This is a genomic window from Bacillus sp. PK6-025, assembly GCF_056530265.1.
Genome location: NZ_CP096509.1, coordinates 3,016,915 through 3,037,241, shown reverse-complemented (window position 1 = coordinate 3,037,241; position 20,327 = coordinate 3,016,915). Strand labels below are relative to the sequence as shown.

Sequence of the window (20,327 nt, the reverse complement as noted above, 5' to 3'; positions counted from 1 at the left end):
TTCGAAAGCCGCGAACAAGGGTGGTACCGCGGAAAGAAAAGCCTTTTCGCCCCTTTGGCCTGCAAGGTGTGCAGCGTCAACAGTGGGCGGGAAGGCTTTTTTTAGCTGCAAAAGCAGATTGGAAACATGCTTTGCGGCATATATACATGAATTATTTTTAAAAAAACCACGTGAATGAACAGTGATGATGATCACTTGATAAGGAGGAAGAAAAATGGGGACGAATGTACAGTTGGATGCTGAAAATGCCCAATGTACACAAACAATGGCAGGGGCGTCAATGCTGATTGAGGCTTTAAAAAAGGAAAATGTCGAAGTGATCTACGGGTATCCCGGCGGTGCGGTCCTGTCGATTTATGACAAACTCTACGGATCGGGGATGTTTCATGTACTGACGCGCCATGAACAAGGCGCTATCCACGCAGCCGAAGGATATGCGAGGATTTCGGGGAAACCGGGTGTCGTCATCGCCACATCCGGTCCGGGAGCGACCAACCTTGTAACGGGTCTGGCCGACGCGATGATCGATTCATTGCCTCTCGTCGTATTCACCGGTCAGGTTGCGACCTCGGTTATCGGATCTGACGCATTTCAAGAAGCTGATGTCATCGGAATTACGATGCCGATTACAAAGCACAGCTACCAGGTTCGCCATGCAGAAGATCTGCCGAGAATTATTAAAGAAGCATTTCATATCGCAACAACAGGAAGACCGGGCCCCGTTTTAATCGATATTCCTAAAGACATCGCCGTTGTAGAAGGAGAATTCCGCTACGACCATGAGATTCACCTTCCTGGCTATCAGCCGACGAAGGAACCGAATTATCTGCAGATCAGAAAGCTTGTGGAAGCGGTCAGTGCAGCGAAAAAGCCGGTAATTTTAGCGGGCGCGGGCGTCTTGCACGGGAAAGCGTCAGAAGAATTAAAAAATTATGTCGAACAGCAGCAAATTCCGGTGGCGCATACGCTGTTAGGCTTGGGAGGATTTCCAGCCGACCATCCGCTTTTCCTCGGGATGGCCGGAATGCACGGAACGTATGCGGCCAACATGGCTCTGTATGAAAGCGATCTGTTAATCAGCATCGGTGCGAGATTCGATGATCGGGTCACAGGGAACTTGAAGCATTTTGCAAAATATGCGAAAGTCGCTCACATTGACATCGATCCGGCTGAAATCGGCAAAATCGTTCATACGCACATTCCGGTTGTCGGCGACAGCAAGCTTGTACTGACAGAGCTGATCAAGCAAAACGGCAAACCGAGCGCTTCCGATGAGTGGAAAAAGCAGCTTGCGGACTGGAAAAACGAATATCCGCTCTGGTATGAAGAGAATGAAGCAGAGGGATTCAAACCGCAGAAGCTGATCGAATATATCCACCGCTATACAAAAGGCGAAGCTATTTTAACGACGGACGTCGGACAGCATCAAATGTGGGCCGCGCAATTTTATCAGTTCCAAAAAGCCGACAGGTGGGTCACTTCCGGCGGGCTCGGCACGATGGGCTTCGGACTTCCGGCGGCAATCGGGGCACAGCTTGCGGATAAGGATGCGACAGTTGTATCGATACTCGGTGACGGAGGATTCCAGATGACACTGCAGGAGCTGTCCGTCATTCGCGATCTGAACCTTCCGATCAAAGTCGTGGTCTTAAACAACCGCTGCCTCGGAATGGTCCGGCAATGGCAGGAGATCTTTTACGATGAGCGCTATTCACACTCCAAGTTCGCATCACAGCCTGATTTTATCAAGCTGTCTGAAGCATACGGCATCAAAGGTGTCCGAATCACATCTGAAAAAGAAGCGGAAGAAAAGCTGGAAGCGGCGCTAACGTCGAATGAACCGGTGGTCATCGATGTTCAGGTTGCACAAGCTGAAAAAGTATTTCCAATGGTTGCGCCTGGAAAAGGGCTGCACGAAATGGTGGGGGTGAAACCTTGAAAAGAATCATCACGCTGACGGTTTTGAATCAAAGCGGCGTCTTAAACAGAATTACAGGGTTGTTTACAAAACGGCATTACAACATTGAAAGCATTACCGTCGGCCACACCGAAACAGCGGGGATTTCCAGGATCACGTTTGTCGTGCATGTGGCAGATGAAAAAGAAACGGAACAGCTGACAAAACAATTAAACAAACAGATTGATGTACTGAAAGTCACGGATATTACAAATCAATCGATCGTCCAAAGAGAGCTGGCATTAATCAGGGTGGTTTCCCCTCCGTCGAGCAGGGCGGAAATAAACGGCGTCATTGAACCGTTTCGGGCGACTGTCGTCGATGTCGCAAAAGACAGCGTCGTGATTCAAGTGACGGGGGAATCAAGCAAGATCGAAGCCCTGATCGAACTGTTGAAACCATACGGGATTAAAGAGGTTGCCAGAACAGGCACCACGGCCTTTGCGAGGGGAACCCAGCAAAAGCCGTCCTCTATTAAAACAATATCTATTGTATAAAACATAAAAAGGGAGAGATTGAAATGGTAAAAGTATATTATAACGGTGATATCAAAGAAAACGTATTGGCAGGCAAAAAAGTAGCGGTAATCGGATACGGCTCTCAAGGCCATGCGCACGCACTGAACCTGAAAGAAAGCGGAGTGGACGTCATTGTCGGCGTCAGAAAAGGGAAATCCTTTGCTAAAGCAGAGGAAGACGGCCATCAAGTTTTCACGGTAAGAGAAGCGGCAGAACAGGCCGACATCGTTATGGTGCTTCTTCCGGATGAACAGCAGCAAAAAGTGTATGAAGCGGAAATTAAAGACGGACTTCAAGCGGGCAATTCACTCGTATTCGCCCACGGATTCAACGTTCATTTCCATCAGATCGTGCCTCCGGCAGATGTTGACGTATTCCTTGTCGCTCCTAAAGGACCGGGACATCTAGTCAGAAGAACGTTTGAACAAGGTGCAGGGGTTCCGGCGCTGTTTGCGATCTATCAGGATGTCACAGGGGAAGCGAAAGACAAAGCCCTTGCTTATGCTAAAGCGATCGGCGGAGCAAGAGCCGGTGTTCTTGAAACAACATTTAAAGAAGAAACTGAAACCGATCTTTTCGGTGAACAGGCGGTGCTGTGCGGAGGATTGACTTCCCTTGTCAAAGCAGGATTCGAAACGCTGACAGAAGCGGGCTATCAGCCTGAACTCGCATACTTCGAGTGTCTGCACGAGCTGAAGCTCATCGTCGACTTGATGTATGAAGAAGGTTTAGCAGGCATGAGATATTCGATTTCAGACACAGCGCAGTGGGGAGATTTCGTATCAGGCCCGCGCGTCGTCGATGAGAAGGTAAAAGCATCAATGAAAGAAGTATTGAAAGACATCCAAAACGGTACATTCGCGAAAGAATGGATCGTCGAAAACCAAGTCAACCGTCCGCGTTTCAACGCCATCAATACAAGCGAAAACGAACACGAAATCGAAGTGGTCGGAAGAAAGCTTCGCGAAATGATGCCGTTTGTCAAGCAGGGCAAGAAGAAGGAAGCGGTGGTAGCCGGTGCGAAAAATTAACTTTTTTGATACGACACTCCGTGACGGTGAGCAGTCGCCGGGCGTTAATTTAAACACGCAGGAGAAGCTGGCGATCGCCCAGCAGCTTGAAAAACTCGGGGTCAACATTATGGAAGCGGGTTTCCCCGCTTCATCCCCCGGGGATTTCAACGCAGTAAAAGAAATCGCAAGGACGATTAAAAACTGTTCGGTAACGGGGCTTGCCCGCTCTGTCAAAGGAGATATCGATTCGGCGTGGGAAGCGCTCAAAGACGGGGCTGAACCAAGGCTTCACATTTTTATCGCCACTTCTGACATCCATTTAAAATATAAGCTGAAAAAAACGCGCGAACAGGTTCTGGAACAGGCGGTCGCAATGGTGAAATACGCCAAAGAACGCTTCCCGATCGTCCAGTGGTCTGCCGAAGATGCGTGCCGGACCGACCTTCCGTTTTTAGCCGAGATCGTCAGCGAAGTGATCGCCGCGGGAGCGGACGTCGTCAATCTTCCGGATACGGTCGGTTATTTAGCGCCCGCCGAATACGGAAATATCTTCCGCTATATTAAAGAAAATGCCCGCAATGCTGACAAAGTCACGCTTTCAGCCCATTGCCACGATGATTTAGGCATGGCTGTCGCCAACTCTTTGGCTGCGATTGAAAACGGAGCGGATCAAGTCGAATCGGTCATCAACGGCATAGGCGAAAGAGCGGGGAACGCCTCTCTTGAAGAAATCGCCGTCGCCCTCTATCTCCGAAAAGATTTCTACCAGGCGGAATCAACGATTCAGCTGAATGAGATTAAGCGGACAAGTGATTTAGTGAGCAAACTGACCGGCATGGCCGTGCCGCGGAACAAAGCGGTCGTCGGCGATAATGCCTTTGCCCACGAATCAGGCATTCACCAGGACGGCTTCTTAAAAGAAAAAACAACATATGAAATTATTTCTCCGGAGCTTGTCGGCGTAAAAACGGATGCGCTTGTCCTCGGAAAGCATTCAGGGCGCCACGCATTTAAAGATAAGCTGCAAAACCTCGGATTCCAGTTTGGAGAAGAAGAAATCAATAAATTTTTTAACATCTTTAAAGAACTTACCGGCAAGAAAAAGGAATTTACGGATGAAGATCTCATCTCGCTGATTCTCGAGGAGAAAACGGCAGACCGCAAAATCGGCTATGAATTTATTTCGCTGCAGGTTCATTACGGCACCTCGCAGGTTCCGACAGCAACGGTTTCCCTTAAAGATCAGGAAACGGATCAGATCATCCAGGAAGCGGCGACCGGAGCGGGAAGTGTTGAAGCGGTGTACAACACGCTGAAGCGCTGTATGGATAAAGAAGTCCAGCTCCTTGATTACCGGATTCAATCCAATCGCAAGGGACAGGATGCATTTGCGCAAGTATACGTCAGGGTGATGATCGACGGAAAAGAATCCGGAGGACGCGGAGTCGCCCAGGATGTTCTCGAAGCATCTGCCAAAGCTTACTTGAACGCAGTGAACCGCTATCTCGTATTGAAGACGAATACGGAAGGATTGTCAAAACAGGCGGCTGTAGGATCATAACAGTAATAAGGAAGGAGTTTGTTGAATTTGAAAAAACGAATCGCACTTTTGCCCGGTGACGGAATTGGTCCCGAAGTATTGGACGCGGCTGTTGATGTGCTGAAAAGCGTTGCTGAACATTATCAGCATGAATTCGAATTTGAATACGGCCTGATCGGCGGAGCGGCAATTGATGAGGCGGGAGCGCCGCTTCCCGAGGAAACTGTCGCCGCTTGCAAAGCTGCGGACGCCATTTTGCTCGGAGCAGTAGGCGGGCCGAAATGGGATCAAAATCCTTCTGAGCTGAGGCCTGAAAAAGGGCTGCTCGCCATCCGCAAGCAGCTCGATCTTTTTGCCAATCTGCGGCCTGTTAAAGTATTTGAAAGCCTTGCGGGAGCTTCTCCGTTAAAAGCTGAATATATCGAAGGTGTTGACTTTGTCATCGTTCGCGAGCTGACGGGCGGCCTGTATTTCGGAAAGCCTAGCGAGCAGTACGTCAATCAGAACGGCGAGGAAGAAGCCGTTGACACGCTGTTTTATAAAAAGTCGGAAATGGAAAGGGTCATCAGGGAGGCCTTCCAAATGGCGCAGAGACGAAAAGGCAAAGTGACCTCAGTTGATAAAGCGAACGTCCTTGAGTCAAGCAAACTATGGCGCAAGACGGCGGAAGAAGTAGCGAAAGAGTTTCCTGACGTCAAGCTTGAGCACATGCTCGTCGACAATGCAGCGATGCAGCTCATTTATGCGCCTGGACAGTTTGACATTATCGTGACTGAAAACATGTTCGGCGATATTTTAAGCGATGAAGCATCGATGCTGACCGGGTCGCTCGGCATGCTGCCGTCGGCAAGCTTATCAAGCTCCGGACTTCATCTATATGAACCTGTCCACGGATCGGCCCCTGATATCGCGGGACAGAACATTGCCAATCCGCTTGCGGCGATCTTGTCCGCGGCTATGATGCTCAGGACGTCATTCGGTCTTGAAGCTGAAGCGAAAGCTGTTGAACACGCAGTTGATCAAGTTCTCCGGGCAGGTAAGCGGACGAAGGACCTGGCAAAAGGATCGGAACATTCCACGACTCAATCGATTACAGGGGAAGTAAAAGCTGCGCTGGCAGACGACAATGCCATTTCAAACATCATGACCGCTTACGTTTAAGGAAAATGGATATTGGTAGAGGGAGGAAGAAAGATGATGCCTCGAACGATCATCGAAAAAATTTGGGATCAACACGTGATTAAAAAAGGTGAAGGGAAGCCTGACCTTCTCTATATCGATCTGCATCTGATACACGAGGTAACGTCACCCCAGGCCTTTGAAGGCCTAAGGCAAAAGAATAGAAAAGTCAGACGGCCTCAAAATACGTTTGCCACAATGGACCACAACATTCCGACTGTCAATCGGTTTGAGATTAAAGATGATGTCGCCAAACGGCAGGTCAGTGCGCTCGAACGGAATTGCGAAGAATTCGGCATCCGCCTCGCAGACTTGTCAAGCGTCGACCAGGGGATCGTCCATGTCATCGGGCCTGAACTGGGGCTGACGCTGCCGGGCAAAACGATCGTTTGCGGAGACAGTCATACATCTACACACGGAGCGTTTGGTGCGCTCGCTTTCGGAATCGGAACGAGCGAGGTGGAGCACGTCTTGTCGACGCAGACGCTTTGGCAGCAAAAACCGAAGACGCTGGAAATCCGCGTTGACGGCAAACTGCAAAAAGGAGTGACGGCTAAAGACGTCATTCTGGCGGTCATCGGAAAATACGGGGTTAAATTCGGTGCGGGTTATGTCATTGAATATACCGGCGAAGTATTCCGAAACATGTCGATGGACGAACGGATGACGGTGTGCAACATGTCAATCGAAGCTGGGGCAAGAGCAGGATTGATTGCACCGGATGAAACAACATTTGAATATGTCAAAACGAAAAAATATGCGCCAAAAGGCGAAGAGTTTGAGAAAGCTGTAGAAGAGTGGAAGAATCTGAGAACCGATCCGGGGGCGGTCTACGACCGGACGATCTTGATGGACGGAAGCGCGATTTCACCGATGGTGACGTGGGGCATCAACCCTGGCATGGTGCTGCCGGTTGATGAAGCGATTCCGGGCCCTGAGGCCTTCTCTCAGGAAGACGATAAAAAAGAAGCGCAGCGCGCATATGAATATATGGGTCTTGAACCATATAAAAAAATCGAGGACATTACAATCGAGCACGTCTTTATCGGTTCATGCACCAACTCGCGCATGACAGATCTTCGCCAGGCTGCTGAAATGATAAAAGGCCAAAAAGTCGCCGACGGCGTCAGAGCGATCGTCGTTCCCGGCTCGCAAAGCGTCAAAATTCAAGCTGAAAATGAAGGGCTTCACCAGATTTTCATCGAAGCGGGTTTTGAATGGAGAGAATCGGGATGCAGCATGTGTTTGAGCATGAACAACGATGTTGTCCCTGAAGGAGAGCGCTGTGCTTCCACTTCCAACCGCAATTTTGAAGGCAGACAGGGCAAAGGGGCCAGGACGCATCTCGTCAGCCCGGCGATGGCCGCGATGGCCGCGATTCACGGACGCTTTGTCGATGTCAGAAAATATTACCAAGAGACAACAGCTGTATAGAGGAGTGACAAGATGGAGCCATTAAAGACCCATACCGGAATAGCGGCGGTGCTAAACAGAATCAACGTAGACACGGACCAGATCATTCCGAAGCAATTTTTAAAGAGGATCGAAAGAACGGGATACGGCCGCTTTGCTTTCTTTGACTGGAGGTATTTGGATAACGGCGATCCAAACCCTGATTTTGAGCTGAACCGGCCGGAATACAAAGGCGCTTCGATTTTAATCGCCGGCGAAAATTTCGGCTGCGGCTCTTCAAGGGAACACGCCCCATGGGCGCTAGACGACTACGGATTTAAAATCATTATCGCGCCGTCTTTTGCCGATATCTTTCACCAGAACTGTTTCAAAAACGGCATGCTGCCGATCCGCCTTCCTTACGAGACGTGGAAAGTGCTTGCTGAACAGTATGAACATCAGTCTTTGCCGATGACTGTCGATCTTGAAAAACAGACGATAACAGACCACGCCGGGCAGCAGATTGCATTTGAGGTCGATCCGCATTGGAAAGAGATGCTGCTGAACGGTTACGATGAAATTTCTTTAACATTGCTCCTTGAAGAAGAAATCGAACAATTTGAGAAACAGAGAAGTTCTTGGTTGCAAGCATAAAAAAGCTGTCCGATGTAGATCGGAGGCTTTTTTTGCTGAAGGCAGCATACTGCCGCCGGTTCTTTCTTGTGTTTAGCGGGCCGGGTTGATACACTTGTTAAAAAATAAGTGCCTGAAAGGAACTTAGAAATGAAGCATGACAAGAAAAACTCGAAGATCATCCCGTTCCCGAACGTTAAGGAGCGTTTAGTGCACAAAGGGATGGCCGCGCTTAAAGAAAAGAATTACCATGAAGCGCTCAGGCTGTTTTCTGAAGCGAAGCGCTATGATGACGAGGAATCGGATATTTATCTGGGAATGGCCATCTGCCTGCTGGAAATCGGCGAGCTTGAAGAAGCGAAAGGCATCTGTGAAAAAATGCTGAAAGAAGGCCACGGCCATTATTTTACCGTTTTACAAGTCTATATGACGATTTTAATCCAGCTCAGACAATACGAAAAAGTAAAAGAAACGATTGAAGCTGTACTCGAAGAAAATAAGCTGCCTCCTGAAAGCGCGGAACAGTTTTATAAACTGCTTGATTTCAGCCGCAAGATGACGGAAGACCCCGGACCTGAGGATATCACCGAAGACCTTCCCGAGACGGAGGAGGTTGATCAGGAAAGGCTTTTGAATGACACGGAAGAGCAGGTTAAGCTTCTTCACGGACTGAAGGACCGCAATCTGACAAGCTATATCGGCTTGTTGAAAACAATTTTGCAAAATCCGAGCGCGCATCCTGTCGTAAAAACGATGATTCTCCAGCTTTTGGCCGAGTCAGACCATGAAAAGCCGACACTTGTCGCAAAATTTGGCGATTCGATGACAATTAATCCGACAGAGACAGTCAAGCCGGATGATATGCCGATATTAAAGCATGTTCTGAGCGTGCTGGATGACACGCTGGGGAATGAAAATCCCACGCTGTACCAAGCGGTCGAAGAGCTGTGGAGAAGGCATATTTACGTCCTCTATCCGTTTCAGCCGAAATACTCAAACCGCGAGCTCTGGGCTGCTGCGCTGCATAAAGTCGGATACGAAATGCACGGGATCGACATCGATAAAGAGGAGCTTCATATTCTCTATGAATTCAATGACAGACAGCTTGACGAGGCCTGCGCGCTCATCAAAGACATAGAAGAAATTTCTTATTTGTAAATGTTGAAAGCAGCGGGCATTGTGTTATAATATAGTGGTTGCATTTGTGAAAAACGGAAGTTGATCCGTTTGCCGCTTAAAGTTCATTATTTATCTTTGTATACATAATGATGGCTGTCAGAAACACATGAGCTGCACACAGTCGGCAGCTTGCGATGGACGTAGCCGTTTGTTTGTTTTAAAATGGAAAACCGACACAACCTGAATAGATTTTGGAGGGAAACACATGTCAGTAAAATGGGAAAAGCAAGAAGGAAACGAAGGCGTTTTAACGGTTGAGGTAGATGCCGATACCTTTAATAAAGCCCTTGATGATGCATTTAAAAAAGTCGTAAAGCAAGTATCCATTCCTGGATTCCGCAAAGGGAAAGTACCGCGCGGTTTGTTTGAACAGCGTTTTGGTGTTGAGGCGCTTTATCAGGATGCGCTGGACATCCTGCTTCCTGTCGAGTATCCGAAAGCGGTAGAGGAAGCGGGCATTGAGCCTGTTGATCGCCCGGAAATCGATGTGGAAAAAATCGAAAAAGGCGAAAACCTGATCTTCACTGCGAAGGTAACGGTTAAGCCTGAAGTGAAACTTGGCGAATACAAAGGCCTTGGCATTGAAAAAGACGATACTGCCGTAACGGATGAAGACGTTCAAAATGAACTGAAGTCTCTTCAAGAGCGCCAGGCTGAACTCGTTGTAAAAGAAGACGGCAAAGTGGAAGAAGGGGACACTGTTGTTCTTGACTTCGAAGGATTCGTAGACGGCGAAGCGTTCGAAGGCGGAAAAGCGGAAAACTATTCCCTTGAAGTCGGTTCAGGCTCTTTCATTCCAGGTTTTGAAGATCAGCTTGTCGGACTTGAAGCCGGTGCTGAAAAAGACGTAGAAGTAACATTCCCTGAGGAATACCATGCGGAAGAGCTTGCGGGCAAACCTGCCGTATTCAAAGTGAAAATCCACGAAATCAAAGCGAAGGAGCTTCCTGAGCTTAATGACGAGTTTGCGAAAGATGTCGATGAGGAAGTTGAAACGCTTGCCGAGCTGACTGAAAAAACGAAAAAACGTCTCGAGGAAGCAAAAGAAAACGAAGCGGACGCTAAACTTCGCGAAGAGCTTGTCGTAAAAGCAGCTGAAAACGCTGAAGCTGACATTCCTCAAGCGATGATCGACACAGAGCTTGACCGCATGATGAAAGAATTCGAACAGCGTCTGCAAATGCAAGGCATGAACCTTGAGCTTTACTTCCAATTCTCAGGACAGGATGAAAACGCGCTGAAAGAGCAAATGAAAGAGGATGCTGAAAAACGCGTGAAATCCAACCTGACACTGGAAGCGATCGCCAAAGCTGAAAACCTTCAAGTCACTGACGAAGAAGTCGAAGAAGAGCTTTCTAAAATGGCTGAAGCGTACAACATGCCTGTTGAAAACATCAAACAAGCAATCGGTTCTACAGAAGGAATGAAAGAGGACTTAAAAGTTCGCAAAGCAATTGATTTTCTTGTAGAAAACCGTTAATATGTTTCATAATCATACTTTATATAAAACAGGGCGCGAATGTTTCGTGCCTTGTTTTATACAATTTTGACTTATCATCTTTTCTTTGGGAAAGGATAGATAATGTCGTTTTGATCAACATACATATTGAATATGCCGAACGGCAAACACAACGTTATCGCCTTTTTGGAAAGTGTGGTAAAATGCAATACATAATGGAACGAATGTTTTCAAGCGATGTTTCTTTTAACGAAGAAACAGGAATGACAAGGATATAAGGGGTGAAAGAATGTTTAAATTCAACGAGGAAAAAGGACAATTAAAATGCTCGTTTTGCGGAAAAACACAAGATCAGGTACGCAAGCTTGTCGCCGGACCAGGCGTATATATATGTGACGAGTGCATCGAACTTTGCACTGAAATTGTAGAAGAGGAACTCGGCTCTGAAGAAGAAGTGGAGTTCAAAGATGTCCCAAAACCAAAGGAAATCCGCGAGATTCTTGATGAATACGTCATCGGCCAGGACCAGGCAAAAAAATCCCTTGCCGTGGCCGTCTACAATCATTACAAGCGGATCAATTCGAACAGCAAAGTCGATGATGTCGAGCTGTCAAAAAGTAATATTTCCATGATCGGACCGACTGGAAGCGGAAAAACGCTTCTTGCTCAAACACTAGCCCGCATCCTGAATGTGCCGTTTGCCATTGCAGATGCCACTTCGCTTACTGAAGCAGGCTATGTCGGTGAAGATGTGGAGAACATTTTGCTTAAGCTGATTCAGGCTGCTGACTACGATGTTGAAAAAGCGGAAAAAGGCATTATCTACATCGATGAAATCGATAAAGTGGCCAGAAAGTCCGAGAACCCTTCAATTACACGCGATGTATCAGGTGAAGGCGTTCAGCAGGCTCTGCTTAAAATTCTTGAAGGTACGGTTGCAAGCGTTCCTCCACAAGGCGGAAGAAAGCATCCTCATCAAGAGTTCATCCAGATTGACACAACGAACATCCTGTTCATTTGCGGCGGAGCTTTTGACGGAATCGAGCAAATCATCAAGCGCCGTCTCGGTCAAAAGGTCATCGGCTTCGGCTCTGACAACAAGCATGAAGATCTTGAAAAAGAAGCGCTTCTTTCCAAAGTGCTTCCGGAAGACTTGCTTCGCTTCGGTCTGATCCCTGAATTCATCGGCCGTCTCCCGATCATCGCAAGCCTTGAACCACTCGATGAAAAAGCGCTGGTTGAAATTTTAACAAAACCGAAAAACGCACTTGTTAAACAATATAGAAAAATGCTTGAGCTGGATGATGTGGAGCTTGTATTTGAAGACGAAGCGCTCACAGAAATCGCTAAAAAAGCAATTGAACGTAAAACAGGAGCACGCGGACTTCGTTCCATTATCGAAGGAATCATGCTCGACGTGATGTTCGATCTGCCGTCACGCGAGGATATTGAAAAATGCGTGATTACAGGCAAAACCGTCACTGACGGCGAACCGCCGCGTCTCATTATGAAAGACGGCACGGTCGTCAATAAAGACAAAAAAACTTCAGCATAATGCAGAGAACCTCCTAGCCAAAGGAGGTTCTTTTTTTGCATTTGGAAACCGTCGCCATACAGAAAAAAGTGACGGTTCGAAAAGCAAAATTATCCCTTTCTGTACGTTTATTCCCTCCGTGATCAGGAAATACTATCTGACATACTTAAAGATACGAAACCATTTCAGGAGGGACCATCAGTTGAGCTGGACGAGCATTGCACTTTTTGTACAACTATTTTTCGGGATCATCATCGGATTATATTTTTGGAATCTGCTCAAGAATCAAAGAACCCAAAAGGTTACGATAGACAGAGAGTCCAAAAAAGAGATGGAACAGCTCCGGAAAATGAGATCAATCCATTTATCAGAACCGTTATCAGAAAAGGTAAGGCCGACAGCTTTTAAAGACATCGTCGGCCAAGAGGACGGCATTAAAGCGCTGAAAGCCGCCCTTTGCGGACCAAATCCGCAGCATGTCATTATTTACGGCCCTCCAGGTGTAGGGAAAACCGCAGCTGCAAGGCTTGTCCTCGAAGAAGCGAAAAAGAACAAGCGCTCACCGTTCCAGGAACATTCCGTCTTTGTCGAGCTTGACGCGACAACGGCCCGCTTCGACGAGCGGGGAATCGCCGACCCGTTGATCGGATCGGTCCACGATCCGATTTATCAGGGTGCCGGAGCGATGGGGCAGGCCGGAATTCCTCAGCCAAAGCAGGGAGCCGTTACGCATGCGCACGGCGGGGTATTATTCATCGACGAAATCGGAGAGCTTCATCCGATTCAAATGAATAAAATGCTGAAGGTGCTTGAAGATCGGAAAGTGTTTTTGGAAAGCGCCTATTACAGTGAAGAAAACACGCAAATCCCCAAACACATCCACGACATTTTTCAAAACGGGCTGCCGGCGGATTTCAGACTGATCGGCGCGACGACGAGGATGCCTGACGAAATCCCGCCTGCGATTCGGTCGAGATGTCTGGAAGTGTTCTTCCGCGACCTTGAAAAGCAAGAATTAAAAACGGTCGCCAAAAAAGCGGCTGATAAGATTCAGAAGAAAGTCGCAGAGGAAGGACTTGACCTGTTGACGCGGTATGCGAGAAACGGCCGCGAAGTCGTCAATATGATGCAAATCGCCGCCGGAATGGCTTTGACTGAAGAGCGCGACGAGGTGACGGTTGAAGATATCGAATGGGTGATCCATTCGAGCCAGCTGACACCGAAATACGAACAAAAAATCGCCTCCAAACCGCAGGTCGGCATCGTCAACGGACTTGCCGTCCACGGCCCTAACAGCGGTTCGCTGCTCGAAATTGAAGTCACAGTCAACAAGGCTGCTGATAAGGGATCGATTAATATCACAGGCATCGCAGAAGAAGAGAATATCGGCAACCAGTCAAAATCGATCCGCCGGAAAAGCATGGCGAAAGGGTCGGTCGAAAATGTCATGACTGTATTGCGGACAATGGGAGTAAAAGCTTCGGATTATGATATTCACGTGAATTTCCCCGGCGGTATCCCGGTTGACGGACCATCTGCAGGAATTGCCATGGCGGCGGGCATTTTCTCCGCCATTCATAAGGTTCCGATAGACCATACTGTCGCCATGACGGGGGAAATCAGCCTGAACGGCCGGGTAAAGCCGATCGGCGGCGTGATTCCGAAAATCAAAGCGGCCAAGCATGCGGGGGCAAAAACGGTTATTATTCCGCATGAAAATGTCCAGTCGATTTTAAAGCGGATAGAAGGCGTACATATCATTCCCGTCAAAACCTTGCAGGAAGTGCTGGACCTTGCATTGGTCAACCCTCCTTCAGAAATGCCTGACGGCGCTCAGATGAAAAGAGAATCCGTATAAATCCCCATCATTTCAGATGGGGATTTTTTTCGGGCCGGTTTTCTCCGACAGGCGCCGGCATGTTTTCTTAGCGGAGGACATCTTTTCCTTTTTCAGAACTGAAAGAAAGGGTATACTACAGGAGACCCTTTTTATTTCGCCGGGCTTACAATTGTACAGGGATAAAAAAAGTATATTATAATGGTTCATACTAAAGTTACGGAGGTGTCAGTCAAAATGGCAGATGAAACGAAACGAAACATCCCGCTCCTCCCTTTAAGAGGTTTACTCGTCTATCCGACGATGGTTTTGCACCTTGACGTCGGGCGTGAAAAGTCGGTTCAGGCGCTTGAACAGGCGATGATGAATGACCATATGATCTTTTTGGCAACACAAAAGGACATATCCATAGACGAACCGGATGAAGACGAGATTTTTACATTCGGAACCTATACAAAAATCAAGCAGATGCTCAAGCTGCCGAACGGAACGATCCGCGTTTTGGTGGAGGGGCTGCAGCGCGCCCGCATTCTTGAGTACCATGATTTAGATGAATATACGTCTGTAAAAATCGAACGAATCGATGAAGAGACTGAAAAAGATGTTGAAGATGAAGCACTCATGCGCACATTGCTTGACCACTTCGATCAATACATAAAGATTTCTAAAAAAATATCGGCTGAAACATTTGCCGCTGTGACAGATATTGAAGAGCCGGGAAGAATGGCCGATATCGTCGCCTCCCACCTGCCGCTTAAGTTGAAAGACAAGCAGAAAGTGCTGGAAACGATCGATGTCAAAGCCAGATTAAACAAAGTGATCGACCTGATTCACAACGAAAAAGAAGTCCTTGAGATTGAAAAGAAGATCGGGCAGCGCGTCAAGCGTTCAATGGAAAGAACGCAAAAGGAGTATTACCTGCGCGAGCAGATGAAAGCCATCCAAAAAGAGCTTGGCGATAAAGAAGGAAAAACGGGCGAGGTCCAAAAGCTGACTGAGAAAATTGAACAGGCCGGCATGCCTGACAATGTGAAAGAAGCCGCGTTTAAAGAGCTAAACCGGTACGAAAAAATACCGTCAAGCTCAGCTGAAAGTTCTGTCATCCGCAATTATATTGAATGGCTTATTTCCCTCCCATGGAATGATGCAACAGAAGACAGGCTTGATTTAAATCTCGCCAGTCAAATTCTTGATGAAGAACATCACGGACTTGAAAAAGTGAAAGAACGGGTTCTCGAATATTTGGCAGTCCAAAAGCTGACCCGCTCGTTAAAAGGACCGATCTTATGCTTGGCCGGACCTCCGGGTGTCGGAAAAACCTCGCTGGCCAAATCGATCGCCAAATCGCTCGGACGCAAATTTGTCCGCATTTCCCTTGGCGGCGTGAGGGATGAATCCGAAATCCGCGGCCACCGCCGCACATATGTAGGCGCCATGCCGGGCCGCATTATTCAGGGGATGAAAAAAGCAGGCAAGAACAATCCCGTGTTCCTTTTGGACGAGATTGACAAAATGGCTTCGGATTTCAGGGGAGATCCTGCTTCAGCGATGCTGGAAGTGCTCGATCCTGAACAAAACCATACGTTCAGCGACCATTATATTGAAGAGACGTTTGATTTATCAAAGGTTTTGTTTATTGCGACCGCGAACAACCTGGCCACAATCCCGGGTCCGCTCAGAGACCGTATGGAGATCATCACGATCGCCGGCTATACGGAAGTGGAAAAGGTCGAAATCGTCAAAGACCATCTGCTTCCAAAACAGCTGAAAGAACACGGTCTGAAAAAATCCAATCTGCAAATACGGGAGCAGGCTGTCCTTGATGTTATTCGCTATTATACGAGGGAAGCCGGCGTCAGAAGTCTTGAACGCCAAATCGCAGCGATATGCAGAAAAGCGGCGAAGCTGATCGTATCAGGGGAAAGAAAAAGAATTACGGTCACGGACAAAAACCTTGAAGACTATTTAGGAAAAAGAATGTTCAGGTACGGACAGGCTGAGCTCGACGATCAGATCGGCGTTGTCACAGGTCTTGCCTACACGACGGTCGGCGGAGATACGCTGTCCATCGAAGTGTCTCTTTCCCCCGGGAAAGGCAAGCTCATTTTAACCGGAAAGCTCGGCGATGTCATGAGAGAGTCGGCACAAGCCGCATTCAGCTATGTCCGTTCAAAAGCGGAAGAGTTAAACATCAACCCTGATTTTCATGAAAAACACGATATTCACATTCACGTACCGGAAGGGGCCGTTCCGAAGGACGGGCCATCCGCGGGGATCACAATGGCGACAGCTCTTGTTTCGGCGCTGACGGGCCGACCTGTTTCACGAAATGTCGGCATGACCGGCGAAATCACGTTAAGAGGCCGCGTCCTTCCGATCGGCGGCTTGAAGGAAAAGGCGCTCGGCGCACACCGTGCCGGCTTAAAGACTGTCATTATGCCGAAAGATAATGAAAAAGACATTGAGGACATTCCAAACAGCGTGCGGGAAGGCTTAACCTTCATTCCTGTCGCTCACCTGGACGAAGTTCTAAAGCATGCGCTAGTAGGAGAAGAGAAATGAAAGTAACGAAATCAGAGATTGTCATCAGTGCGGTGAAACCCGAGCAGTACCCTGAAGGGGGGCTGCCGGAAATCGCCCTTGCCGGGAGATCTAATGTCGGAAAATCGTCATTTATCAATACAATGATCAACCGTAAAAACTTAGCGAGGACATCATCAAAGCCGGGCAAAACACAGACATTAAACTTTTATATCATTAACGATGTCCTTCACTTTGTCGATGTGCCCGGTTACGGATTTGCGAAAGTCTCCAAAACGGAGCGCGAGGCTTGGGGCCGTATGATAGAGACGTATTTGACATCCCGCGAAGAACTGAAAGCGGTCGTTCAAATCGTCGACCTCAGACATGCCCCTTCACAGGATGATGTGATGATGTACGACTTTTTAAAGCATTATGAAATTCCTGTGATCGTGATTGCGACAAAAGCGGATAAAATCCCTAAAGGTAAATGGGAAAAGCATGCCAAAGTCGTCAAAGAGACGCTCAATATAGAAAAAGAAGACAAGCTCATCTTGTTTTCCTCCGAGACGAAAAAGGGTAAACAAGAAGCGTGGTCGGCGATCGAGCAAATGATCGCGAGATAAAAGAAAAAGCACTTGCGGGATTAATGCAAGTGCTTTTTCTTGAATAAACTATTTTCTTTTTAAGAATAATAAAAGCAGACTAACCGCGATAAAAGCGGCCGGCCAATAAGCTTCTACATATGCCGTCTCGATATTCGCCGTCTTCAGCCAGGCGGCAATCTGCCGGAAAAAATAAAGATAGAGGGCGACTGCGATCATCAGCAGACTCTCATATTGATATTCTTTCGTCTTAAACGATTTGACAAGAAGCGCCGCACCGAGGATCAGCACGATGACCGCAAAATCATCCGCGCGGCTGAAATAGTCCTCTTTAAATGTGAAATAAACACCGATCGCTGTCATGAAGAGCCCTGCAAAGGAATGGGCGGAATCGGCTTCCTTCTGTCCCTGATAAAAAAGAGCCAGCCCGATGAGCCCCGCAAGTACAGACCATTCTTCCTGTCCGTCAAACAGGTTGATCCGGCCCGACCGCAGAAAGGCGTAGACAGCCACGGCTATCAACAGCAATGGAAGCAAAACAGATTTCTTTTTCAAAGTATCACCTTCTTGATGTAGTGAAAGAAATAGAAACACATTTTCTACTATATCACATCAATTTTTTAAAATCTGTTCACATTTTGGGAAGAGAAAATAGTGAATATATGTTATAATCGTTTTGAATAATAAATTCTATATTATAATCATTCTAATTTAGATAGATGTTGGGGGTGCAAGCAAGAGTTATGCATATACTTGTCGTGGGATTGGATTACAAATCAGCCCCTGTTGATATACGTGAAAAGTTAACCTTTCAGCCGGATGAGCTGGGGCAGGCGATGTCGCAATTGAAAGAAGAAAAAAGCATACTTGAGAATATCATCGTGTCGACATGCAACCGGACAGAGCTGTATGCAGTCGTTGATCAGCTGCACACCGGACGTTATTATATGAAAATGTTTTTGGCGAACTGGTTCGGACTAAGCAAAGAGGACATTTCGCCTTACTTGAAGTTTTATGAAAACGACGGAGCCGTTGAACATTTGTTCCGCGTATCGTGCGGATTGGATTCGATGGTTATTGGAGAAACGCAGATTTTAGGCCAAGTGCGTACAAGTTTTAAGCTGGCTCAGGAAGAGAAGACAATTGGTACCGTTTTCAACTATTTGTTTAAGCAGGCTGTCACCGTTGCGAAGCGCTGCCATGCCGAAACGGACATTGCTTCAAATGCTGTATCCGTCAGCTATGCAGCCGTCGAGCTTGCCAGGAAAATCTTCGGCGACCTTTCCGATAAACACGTGCTGATTCTCGGCGCGGGCAAAATGGGAGAGCTTGCGGTTCAAAACCTGCACGGCCACGGAATCGGACAGGTTACCGTGATCAACAGAACATTTTCAAAAGCGAAGGAGCTTGCCGGCCGTTTTTCAGGCGCGGCGAAAAGCTTAAATGAGCTGCAATGCGCTTTAATGGAAGCCGACATTCTCATCAGTTCAACGGGCGCAAGCGGCTATGTCGTTACAAAAGAGATGATCGAACATGTCAATAAGCTTCGCAAAGGATGTCCGCTTTTTATGGTGGATATTGCCGTGCCGCGGGATCTTGACCCGGCTCTCAGCGATGTGGAAGGCGTCTTTCTGTACGATATTGACGATCTTGAAGGGATCGTGGAAGAAAATCTGAAGGAGCGTCAGGCCGTTGCTGAAGAAGTGGAGCTGATTATTGAAGCTGAGATCGTCGCTTTTAAACAATGGCTGAATACGCTCGGCGTCGTGCCGGTCATCTCTGCTCTCAGGGAAAAAGCTTTGACAATCCAGGCGGAAACGATGCAGAGCATCGAACGGAAGCTCCCTCACTTGAGCACAAGAGAGAAAAAACTTTTAAACAAGCATACGAAAAGCATTATCAACCAGCTCTTGCGCGACCCGATTTTAAAAGTGAAGGAGTTTGCGTCAGAAGCTGATGCCGAAGAAAAGCTTGCACTGTTTACGCAGATTTTTGATATTGAAGAAGCGGCTTTTCCTGACGGAGAGAATCAAGACGAACGCCAGCCGGTTCATGCGTTTAAGCGGCAAAACCAGCAGGGTTTGACTTCTATCGCGAGCGAGTGACAGACATGACAGACACATTGTTAGCAAGGCTTAACGAAGTTACAATCGTGTTGTACGCGCTCACCGTCCTCTTTTATTTTATAGACTTTTTACAGCACAACCGGAAGGCGGGAAAAGCGGCCTTCTGGTTGCTTTCTATTGTCTGGATTCTGCAGACGGTATACCTTTTTTATTTCATGCAGTACACAGATCAGTTTCCTGTTTTGAATAATGCGCAGGGGCTTTATTTTTACGCGTGGGTGCTTGTCACGCTGTCTCTCGTTTTGACGAAGCTTTTGAAAGTGGAATTTCTCGTTTTTTTCACCAATCTCATCGGCTTTTCAATGGCGGCGATCCACACGTTTACACCGACGGCCCAGCAGTCGGCGGAGCTTTCGGGAAGGCTCGTGTCCGAGCTCTTGATCATCCACATTACAATGGCGATTCTTTCGTATGGAGCGTTTTCATTGTCGTTTGTCTTTTCCGTGCTGTATCTTTTTCAGTACCGTTTATTGAAAAAGAAAAAGTGGGGGAAATGGCTCTTACGAATCGAAGATTTGCCAAAACTTGATCATATGGCTTATGTCCTTAATCTCATCGGCGTTCCTATGCTTTTGCTGAGTCTGATTCTGGGGATTATCTGGTCGTATGTATCGCTTGAAACCCTGTACTGGGCGGATCCGAAAGTGCTCGGATCGATCGTGCTGCTTTTTTTATACGGATACTATTTATTTATCAGGATTGTCAAAGAGCTGCAGGGAAGGATCGCGGCCATGTGGAATACCGCGTCTTTTCTTGTTCTTTTAATCAATTTCTTTTTGCTCGGCAGCTTTTCGCAATTTCATTGGTTTAGTTAGTTAAAACGGTTGCCCGTGAC

16 protein-coding genes and 1 other annotated feature (1 of these 17 running past the window's edge) are annotated in these 20,327 nt (G+C 47.5%); of the genes, 15 read left to right on the top strand and 1 reads right to left on the bottom strand.

Annotated elements, in window-relative coordinates; all coding sequences use genetic code 11:
- Positions 1-57 (top strand) — a binding site (T-box leader); it begins 205 nt to the left of the window's first position.
- Positions 58-214: 157 nt separating this feature from the next.
- The 13 genes from ilvB (at position 215) to yihA (ending at position 17,387) form a co-directional block, all read left to right on the top strand.
- A complete protein-coding gene (ilvB, locus tag M1D67_RS15555; protein WP_079289276.1) occupies positions 215-1,939 on the top strand; it encodes an acetolactate synthase large subunit in 1,725 nt (574 codons plus the stop codon).
- Positions 1,936-2,454, top strand: coding sequence for an acetolactate synthase small subunit (gene ilvN / locus M1D67_RS15550; protein ID WP_020452477.1), 519 nt, complete (start codon positions 1,936-1,938; stop codon positions 2,452-2,454). The genes ilvB and ilvN overlap by 4 nt, the downstream gene beginning before the upstream one ends.
- A 23-nt stretch (positions 2,455-2,477) precedes the next feature.
- The gene (ilvC, locus tag M1D67_RS15545; RefSeq protein ID WP_020452476.1) at positions 2,478-3,506 is read left to right on the top strand and encodes a ketol-acid reductoisomerase; all 1,029 of its coding nucleotides are present in this window, start codon (positions 2,478-2,480) and stop codon (positions 3,504-3,506) included.
- Positions 3,493-5,049, top strand: coding sequence for a 2-isopropylmalate synthase (locus tag M1D67_RS15540; protein WP_026579125.1), 1,557 nt, complete (start codon positions 3,493-3,495; stop codon positions 5,047-5,049). The genes ilvC and M1D67_RS15540 overlap by 14 nt, the downstream gene beginning before the upstream one ends.
- 27 nt (positions 5,050-5,076) lie before the next feature.
- Positions 5,077-6,189, top strand: coding sequence for a 3-isopropylmalate dehydrogenase (gene leuB / locus M1D67_RS15535; RefSeq protein ID WP_023855435.1), 1,113 nt, complete (start codon positions 5,077-5,079; stop codon positions 6,187-6,189).
- A gap of 33 nt (positions 6,190-6,222) precedes the next feature.
- The gene (gene leuC / locus M1D67_RS15530) at positions 6,223-7,641 is read left to right on the top strand and encodes a 3-isopropylmalate dehydratase large subunit (RefSeq protein ID WP_026579126.1); all 1,419 of its coding nucleotides are present in this window, start codon (positions 6,223-6,225) and stop codon (positions 7,639-7,641) included.
- Between the two features lie 12 nt (positions 7,642-7,653).
- Positions 7,654-8,253 carry a 3-isopropylmalate dehydratase small subunit gene (gene leuD, locus M1D67_RS15525; protein ID WP_026579127.1) on the top strand — a complete coding sequence of 200 codons (600 nt, stop codon included), beginning with the start codon at positions 7,654-7,656 and terminating at the stop codon, positions 8,251-8,253.
- A 129-nt stretch (positions 8,254-8,382) separates the two neighbouring features.
- A complete protein-coding gene (gene ddcA, locus M1D67_RS15520) occupies positions 8,383-9,390 on the top strand; it encodes a DNA damage checkpoint antagonist DdcA (RefSeq protein WP_023855434.1) in 1,008 nt (335 codons plus the stop codon).
- A gap of 226 nt (positions 9,391-9,616) precedes the next feature.
- A complete protein-coding gene (gene tig, locus M1D67_RS15515) occupies positions 9,617-10,891 on the top strand; it encodes a trigger factor (protein ID WP_020452470.1) in 1,275 nt (424 codons plus the stop codon).
- 268 nt (positions 10,892-11,159) lie between these two features.
- Positions 11,160-12,425 carry an ATP-dependent protease ATP-binding subunit ClpX gene (clpX, locus tag M1D67_RS15510; RefSeq protein ID WP_003184083.1) on the top strand — a complete coding sequence of 422 codons (1,266 nt, stop codon included), beginning with the start codon at positions 11,160-11,162 and terminating at the stop codon, positions 12,423-12,425.
- 181 nt (positions 12,426-12,606) lie between these two features.
- The gene (lonB, locus tag M1D67_RS15505; protein ID WP_035338220.1) at positions 12,607-14,262 is read left to right on the top strand and encodes an ATP-dependent protease LonB; all 1,656 of its coding nucleotides are present in this window, start codon (positions 12,607-12,609) and stop codon (positions 14,260-14,262) included.
- Positions 14,263-14,478: 216 nt separating this feature from the next.
- Complete coding sequence (gene lon, locus M1D67_RS15500; RefSeq protein ID WP_479831376.1) at positions 14,479-16,803, top strand: endopeptidase La; 2,325 nt, start codon at positions 14,479-14,481, stop codon at positions 16,801-16,803.
- On the top strand, positions 16,800-17,387 hold the full coding sequence (yihA, locus tag M1D67_RS15495) for a ribosome biogenesis GTP-binding protein YihA/YsxC (RefSeq protein WP_075752023.1): 588 nt from the start codon (positions 16,800-16,802) through the stop codon (positions 17,385-17,387). The genes lon and yihA overlap by 4 nt, the downstream gene beginning before the upstream one ends.
- Before the next feature lie 48 nt (positions 17,388-17,435).
- Here the strand turns inward: yihA and M1D67_RS15490 are convergent, their stop codons facing one another.
- Entirely contained in the window at positions 17,436-17,921 is a 486-nt protein-coding gene (locus M1D67_RS15490; RefSeq protein ID WP_035338224.1) for a hypothetical protein, read from the bottom strand.
- A gap of 188 nt (positions 17,922-18,109) precedes the next feature.
- Here M1D67_RS15490 and hemA point away from each other — a divergent pair, with 188 nt between their 5' ends.
- Positions 18,110-19,471: a glutamyl-tRNA reductase gene (gene hemA / locus M1D67_RS15485; protein ID WP_020452465.1), complete on the top strand. Its 1,362-nt coding sequence runs from the start codon at positions 18,110-18,112 to the stop codon at positions 19,469-19,471.
- Between the two features lie 5 nt (positions 19,472-19,476).
- Positions 19,477-20,307: a cytochrome c biogenesis protein gene (locus M1D67_RS15480; RefSeq protein ID WP_020452464.1), complete on the top strand. Its 831-nt coding sequence runs from the start codon at positions 19,477-19,479 to the stop codon at positions 20,305-20,307.
- Positions 20,308-20,327: the final 20 nt, after the last annotated feature.